The organism is Actinacidiphila sp. bgisy145 (genome assembly GCF_057708125.1).
Map to the genome: position 1 here is coordinate 72,760 of NZ_JBYIRL010000039.1, position 6,089 is coordinate 78,848.

Genomic DNA, 6,089 nt, shown 5'->3' on the forward strand with positions numbered 1-6,089 from the left:
CGGCTACCACCAGATCCGGAAGGGCTTGTAGGGGGTGCCTTCGAGGCAGTGCCGGGTGAGGGCGAGGGCGTCGAGGTAGAGGAGTTCGTCGTAGGCGACGTTGCGGGCGAGGGTGCGGTGGGCGACGGTGACGGCGAACTCGTCGCGGACGGTCTGGACGACGAGTTTGCGCCCGGTGTCGCTGAGCATCGCCTGGTTGGTGTCGCGGTCGAAGTGGTGTTCCTTGAGCTGGTTGCGGGCGGCCATGCGCAGCAGGAGGCGTTCGGCCATGAGGGGTTTGAACATCTCCGACAGGTCGAGGACCAGGGAGTGGCGTTGGCGTTCCATGGTGCCGTGGAGGAAGGCGATGCCGCTGTGGAGGGGAGTGAGGCGTACGGCGGTCAGGACGCGGGCGTAGGTGATGCCGTTGACGTAGCTGATGAAGGCGTTGCCGGCGTTCTTCGGTGGGCGGCGGCTTCGCCCGTTCAGTTGGAGCCAGTCGGGGAGTTTGGTGTCGATGACTTCCCAGGCGGAGCGGCGGAAGGTGCCTTCGGCGCCCATGAGTTGGGCTTGGGTGGTGCTGGTCTTGAGGGAGTCCTGCAGGACGGTGTAGGGGCGGGCGAGGAGTTTGCGGTCGACGACGCGGCGGACGTTGAAGGCGCAGGCGTCCACGATGTTGCGGGCGATGGCCATGCCGGCTTGGGGGTCGGCGGCTGTGCGGGCTTGGGCGAGGACGGTCTCGCCGGAGGTGCTCGTGTCGGAGGTGAGCAGGGAGCCGGCGTAGTCGCCGTAGTAGCTGAGGAGGTGGACGTTGATGCGGTGCCGGTTGAGGAGGGAGACGACTGCGGTGTTGATGTCGGTCTCGGCGCAGGCGACGATGTCGCGGACGTCGGTGACGGGGATGTGAACGCCTGCGGCGTTGTCCCGTTCGATGATGAGGGATTCGTCTTTGCGGCGGATGCGGCACGGGCTGGTGAGCCAGTAGGTGCGGGCGGCTGCGGGCATCTCATTCCGTCCAGCAGTAGTCGGTGAAGCTGCATCCCCGGCAGGCCGAGCGCGCGAGGCGGTCGGGGGAGTCGGCGGTGCGGGCGATGGTCAGGACCGCTTCGATGTCGGTGTCGGCCTGGCGTGCGGCCTGCTCGTCGTAGGGGAACTTCCGGGTGCGGCGGGTCTTGGGGTAGTGCAGGACCGCGCCTTTTGCGTCGATGCCGACGCGATGCAGGCGGTGGCAGTAGTGGCGTCCTTGTGCCTCGTCGGCGGGGGTGGGACGCGAGGAGGACTTCACCTCGTGCACCCAGTGGTTGCCGTCGAGGAAGTCGAGTTGGGCCGCGCCCAGGTCGACCGGGGTGTTGCGGGTGTAGGAGGTGTCGTGGACGGCTTCGCCGAGCTGGACTGCGGCGTTGAGGTGTTCGGGGCGGATGCCCCGTAGGTACAGCCACAGTTGGCGTTGGCAGTGGTAGAGGTACTTGATGTGGACGCCGCCGACGTCGTCGTAGCCGATCATGCGTCGGGCCGTTCCGCGGGCTGGGGCGACGGGAAACGCGCCGGCGCGCCCTGTCCTCGCGTGAGGACGGTTACGCACGGCGCCGGTCGCCTCGGGTTTTTGGAGAACGCGGTCAAAGGGATCTCCCGCCAGGGATGTTGACGTGACGTTTGGGGCTGGGCATCTCGGGACGACATGTCCGCGGGCCCAGGATTCGCGATCCCCTTAAGGGCCGAGTTCCACCGGTCACGGGCGCGTCACGTGTCCTTGGTGGGTGCCCGTTCGCCGGGCGTTCCCCTTGAAGGGGCGATGAGCCGACCATACCGCAGCACTTGCAGCGTCCAGTCAGACAGTTGCGACCCAGTCCGTGAGCGCGAGAACGCGGCTCAACGATGGAGCAATGTTGACCATCATATCGCCGCTGCCACCGGCCGCCATGTACTTCGTGTCTTACTGGACGCTGCTTTGAAGTTGCGATCTTGTAGTCGGTCGGCTACTTTCTGCTCCGTTCGGGTGCCGCTCCGACGGCTCCCACCACGCGGCTCACTGTGACAGGGGGCACTGACAGCGGGAGCTGTCACCGCCCTGAGCTGCGGTTTGAAGGCTGTTCCGATCAAAGGGGATGGGGATGCGGTTACGGGTGGAGTTCCACACGGGGGCACGGGAGTTGCCGTGGCGGGACGTGCTGGCTCCAGGGCGTGCGCTCGCGTACGAGCTGCTGAAGCGGGGAGCGCCAGCGTTGGGTGCGGCTCTGCACGCGAAAGGGTGGGGGCCGTACCGGATGGCACCGTTCGGATACGGTGCGCCGACGTTCCGGGCGGCCCGGCGCCGTCGGGGGGTGTACGCGGCGGACGGGCCGGGAGTGGTCGAGTTGGGCAGCCCGCTGGCCGCGGTCGTCGAGGGCTGGGCCGCCGGCCTGCGGGAGACGCCGGTGCTGGCGTGGGGTGCTACGGCGTTCATCGTGGACCGCGTGGTGCCGGTGGAGACCCCGTCGTTCAACTCGGGTCGCGCGGTGTTCCGTACGTCGACTCCCGTGGTGACCAAGGCCACCTTGGAGCGTGTCGCGCAGGGACAGCGGCCGGAGGGCACGGTGTGGCGGCTTCCGGGCGAACCGGAGTGGGACGTCTACGTGCAGAACAATTTGCGCCGGAAGGCCGAGACGCTCGGCCTGGACGCGGAGGTGACGCTGGAGCGTGTCGGCTGGACCGGGCCCAAGCGGTCGTTCGCGGTCGCGGGGGCTGCCGGGGGCGGGGGCAAGAAGCCGGGAGCGTGCGTCGAGGTCACCGTGTCGGGGCCGCCGCAGACGCTGTCGGCCATCGCGGACTGGGGGATCGGGCAGGCGAACGCCGCGGGCATGGGGTGGATCGATGCCTGACAGTGACGGTCAGGGCAACAGCGGCCCGCCGGAACGAGCTTCGGACCCGGAAGGGCATGGCGTGTCCGTCGTCCTGACGTCGAGCCCGCTGCAGCGCATCGGGGCGTTCGCGTTGGCCGCTCTTGCCAAGTTCTCCTCGCCGGAGCTGATCACGCCGGCGGCGTTCTCGGCCGTGACCGACCGGATGACGAACGATCTGCTCCGGACGTCGGAGCTGGCCAAGGCAGCCGATCCGGGCGGGTTCTGGCTCAGCGCGAGTTACCTGCTGTGGCCCAACTCCAAGATCAATCCGACGGCTCGGGGACGGCAGAGTCCCCAGGAGCGGCGGGAGCAGATCCGCGGGTGGCGCTCATCGCAGGCTGCGCTGCGTCGGCTCGGCGTCCCGTGCGCCTACTGCGGGCGTGAGGCGTGCGACTGGTTCGGGAAGGTCGACATCCCGCTCGGCGCGAGCGTGGCCTACCGCAACACCACGGCGCCCGGGCACCAGGGCACTGCGCTGTGCTTCCCGTGCGTGTCGTGCCTGTGGGCGTTCCCGTACGGGGCGGCACTGTCCGGCGGCCGGGCTGCGGCCATCCACTCGTGGGACGACGAATTCCTGGCGCGGGTGACGCGTTCCGCGGTACAGCAGACACTGGAGCGCGCGGCGATCGCTGCGCCTGTGAAGGGCGCGAAGAAGAGCCCGTACGCACGTGAGCTGGCGGTGCTGACCGCGGTACGCGGCTACGGCCGTCGTATCACCGCGCCGGTGGAGTTGCTCGTGCTGTCGAACTCCAACAAGGAGCAGGTGCTCGTCACGCAGGAGATGAGCCAGCCGATCGCCGAGTGGCTGCGGTCGACGGTGCGGGATGCCGACCGGAGGAACGGGTACGCGGCGCTGGCGGCGACGCAGGCAACCAAGCAGGTCCCGGGCGAGGCGTACTTGGCCAAGCGCGCGTTCGCGCGGCCCGCGCACGTGCTCAGCGCTGCTGTCGCCAATCTGCTGACGCGGGCGGCCGCCTCACAGGGTGCGGTGCCGCCCGAGGTGGCGTCGCTCCACGCGATCGTGCACTCCTACTGCATCGAGGTACTGACCATGGACGAGAAAGACGTCGAACGCATCACGCTGCTGGCGGGCCGGCTCGCCGCGCTCCTGGGGCAGGACAGCCGCCCGGGTCCTTTCCGTGACTTCATCCGCGCGAACAGCCGCGGCGGGAACCTGTACGGCTGGTTCCGGTCCCGGGCGGTGGAATGGCAGCTGCTCCCCCGCCCGGAAGGGACCGAGCCGGTGCTCCTGCCGGTGCGGGACTACCGGCTGCTCTTCGAGGACGAGCGCTCCTGGTCCTGGCGCAGGTTGCTGACGTTCGCGGTGCTGGAGGCGCTCGCGAACAACGGATGGCAGCCGAAGGGGTCCACCGAGGAGATGCGCGAGTTGCAGGACGAGCTGTCCGACTCCGCTGACTCCGACTCCGACTCCGACAACGACGAGAACTGAGGAAGAACGATGACGTTTCTGGTGGGGCAGACCATCCTGGGCATCAAGGCCGGCGCGCCGAACAACGGCCGCGGCGAGGACAACCGCGGCATGGTCAAGCAGTTCACGTCAGGCAAGGACGCCTACCCGTACGTGTCCGCGCAGGCCGCCCGCCGGTGGCTGCGCGAGAGCCTGCCCGAGGATGAGCCGACGTCCCCGGTGATCCGCAGCGGCGAGGGCAAGAAGCAGCAGGCGTACACCAAGGGCCGACCGGACCTGTATCTCGACGACGACCTGTTCGGCTACATGATCGCGGTCAAGGCCGACGAGGAGGGCGCGAAGAGGGGCGAGTCGAAGACGTTCATGCGTGACACCGTGCTCGCGACCGGCACGCTGGTCGCGGTGGTGCCCAACACGCCGCAGATGGACTTCGGCACCATGAGCCGCGACTTCGAACCGGGAGCCCACCCGGTCATCCACGAGCACCAGATGTACACCGCCGACCTCGCCGGGGACCTGCTGCTCGACCTGCCCCGGGTCGGCACCTTCGAACTCGGCGGCAAGACCAGCAAGTCCGCCCTGCCCGCGGCGACCGCGGCCTCGCTGCTCGAATCCGGCAGCGTGAGCGTCACGATGCGCGGTGTGGAGTGTGTGCGCCTGCCCCTCGCCGAACGGCGCCGCCGAGTGGCAGTCCTCCTGCGCGCCATGGCCGTGGTCAAGGGCGGCGCGAAACAGTCGGCGCACTACGGCGACCGCACCCCGGGGCTGATCATCCTCGCGCCGGTCAAGGGCGGCACCAACCCCTTCACGCGGGTGATCCGCAACCGGCAGCACGCCACCCACTTCGACACCGACATCCTCACCGAGGAGATCGAGGCGTGGGCCGACGTGCTGGACGGCCCGGTCCGTATCGGGTGGGCTCCGGGGTTCCTCGGTGACCAGCGCGACCGCGCCACCACCGACCTCAAGGCGCTCGTCGACGAGAAGAAGGTCGTCATCGGGCACCCGCGGACCGTCCTCAACACCCTCGCCACCGAGATCGAGGACGGCGACCACGACGCGTGGTTCGACGACGCCCCGCTCACCTGACGTTCCGCACCCGCGTCATGATCGCCCCTGGCAAGGGGACGCCCGACCGACCACACGTGCGCGAGGAAAACCATGCCCCCAGCACTCCAGGTAACCGTCTCCGCCCCGATCGTCAGCTTCCGCAACCCCCTCTACGACGGCCTGCAGGTCGGCCTGCCCTGCCCGCCGCCCTCCACCGTCGGCGGCCTGCTCGCCGCAGCGGCCGGAGGATGGGACCGCGTGCCACCGGCCACCCGATTCGCCATGGCCTTCCACGCCGCCGGCCACGGCACCGACCTGGAGACCTACCACCCGATCGCCGGCCCCGGCACCGAAACCAACACCACCATCAAGGACCGCGACTTCCTCGCACACACCACGCTCACCATCTGGCTCGACACGGACCTCGACCTGTGGCGGCGCGCGCTGCGAGCACCCGTGTGGCCGCTGCGACTCGGACGCAGCCAGGACCTCGTGTCCGTGCGGGTCCGCCCGGTGGACCTGCAACCCGGTCCCGGCGTCCAGGGCCACGCGATCGTCCCCGACGACCTGCCCGGCGCCACCGGCACCCGGATGCGCCTGACCACCGCCATCGCACACACCCGCGACCGCACCCACTGGGGCGGCTACCGCTACGCCCCCGACGGTTCGACCGCACAGATCGACACCGGAACCAGGACCGCCGAGGGCCAGGCCGTCGCCCTGCTACCGGCCACCCACCCCGACCGGTTCCT

At 69.5% G+C, this 6,089-nt stretch carries 6 protein-coding genes; 4 read left to right on the plus strand and 2 right to left on the minus strand.

The features are described from left to right. Positions 1–3 precede the first annotated feature (3 nt). Together cas1b and AC3ERT_RS29180 are read right to left on the minus strand one after the other, a co-directional pair. Entirely contained in the window at positions 4–984 is a 981-nt protein-coding gene (cas1b, locus tag AC3ERT_RS29175; protein ID WP_335970425.1) for a type I-B CRISPR-associated endonuclease Cas1b, read from the minus strand. A gap of 1 nt (position 985) precedes the next feature. Beyond that, positions 986–1,483: a CRISPR-associated protein Cas4 gene (locus AC3ERT_RS29180; protein WP_435177743.1), complete on the minus strand. Its 498-nt coding sequence runs from the start codon at positions 1,481–1,483 to the stop codon at positions 986–988. 760 nt (positions 1,484–2,243) lie between these two features. Here AC3ERT_RS29180 and AC3ERT_RS29185 point away from each other — a divergent pair. The 4 genes from AC3ERT_RS29185 to cas5 all read left to right on the plus strand — a co-directional run. Continuing rightward, a complete protein-coding gene (locus AC3ERT_RS29185) occupies positions 2,244–2,837 on the plus strand; it encodes a CRISPR-associated endoribonuclease Cas6 (RefSeq protein WP_435177745.1) in 594 nt (197 codons plus the stop codon). After that, positions 2,830–4,308, plus strand: a complete 1,479-nt coding sequence (locus tag AC3ERT_RS29190) for a hypothetical protein (RefSeq protein WP_435177747.1) — start codon at positions 2,830–2,832, stop codon at positions 4,306–4,308. Before AC3ERT_RS29185 ends, AC3ERT_RS29190 begins: the two co-directional genes overlap by 8 nt. Positions 4,309–4,317: 9 nt before the next feature. Then, a complete protein-coding gene (cas7i, locus tag AC3ERT_RS29195) occupies positions 4,318–5,376 on the plus strand; it encodes a type I-B CRISPR-associated protein Cas7/Cst2/DevR (protein WP_435177749.1) in 1,059 nt (352 codons plus the stop codon). Between the two features lie 72 nt (positions 5,377–5,448). Continuing rightward, on the plus strand, positions 5,449–6,089 hold a 641-nt coding region (gene cas5, locus AC3ERT_RS29200; RefSeq protein WP_435177751.1), incomplete at its 3' end, for a CRISPR-associated protein Cas5.

Bases quoted from the DNA above. Each gene is read 5' to 3' on its own strand.
- cas1b (WP_335970425.1), bottom strand. From the start codon at position 984: ATGCCCGCAGCCGCCCGCACCTACTGGCTCACCAGCCCGTGCCGCATC.
- AC3ERT_RS29180 (WP_435177743.1), bottom strand. From the start codon at position 1,483: ATGATCGGCTACGACGACGTCGGCGGCGTCCACATCAAGTACCTCTAC.
- AC3ERT_RS29185 (WP_435177745.1), top strand. From the start codon at position 2,244: ATGGCACCGTTCGGATACGGTGCGCCGACGTTCCGGGCGGCCCGGCGC.
- AC3ERT_RS29190 (WP_435177747.1), top strand. From the start codon at position 2,830: ATGCCTGACAGTGACGGTCAGGGCAACAGCGGCCCGCCGGAACGAGCT.
- cas7i (WP_435177749.1), top strand. From the start codon at position 4,318: ATGACGTTTCTGGTGGGGCAGACCATCCTGGGCATCAAGGCCGGCGCG.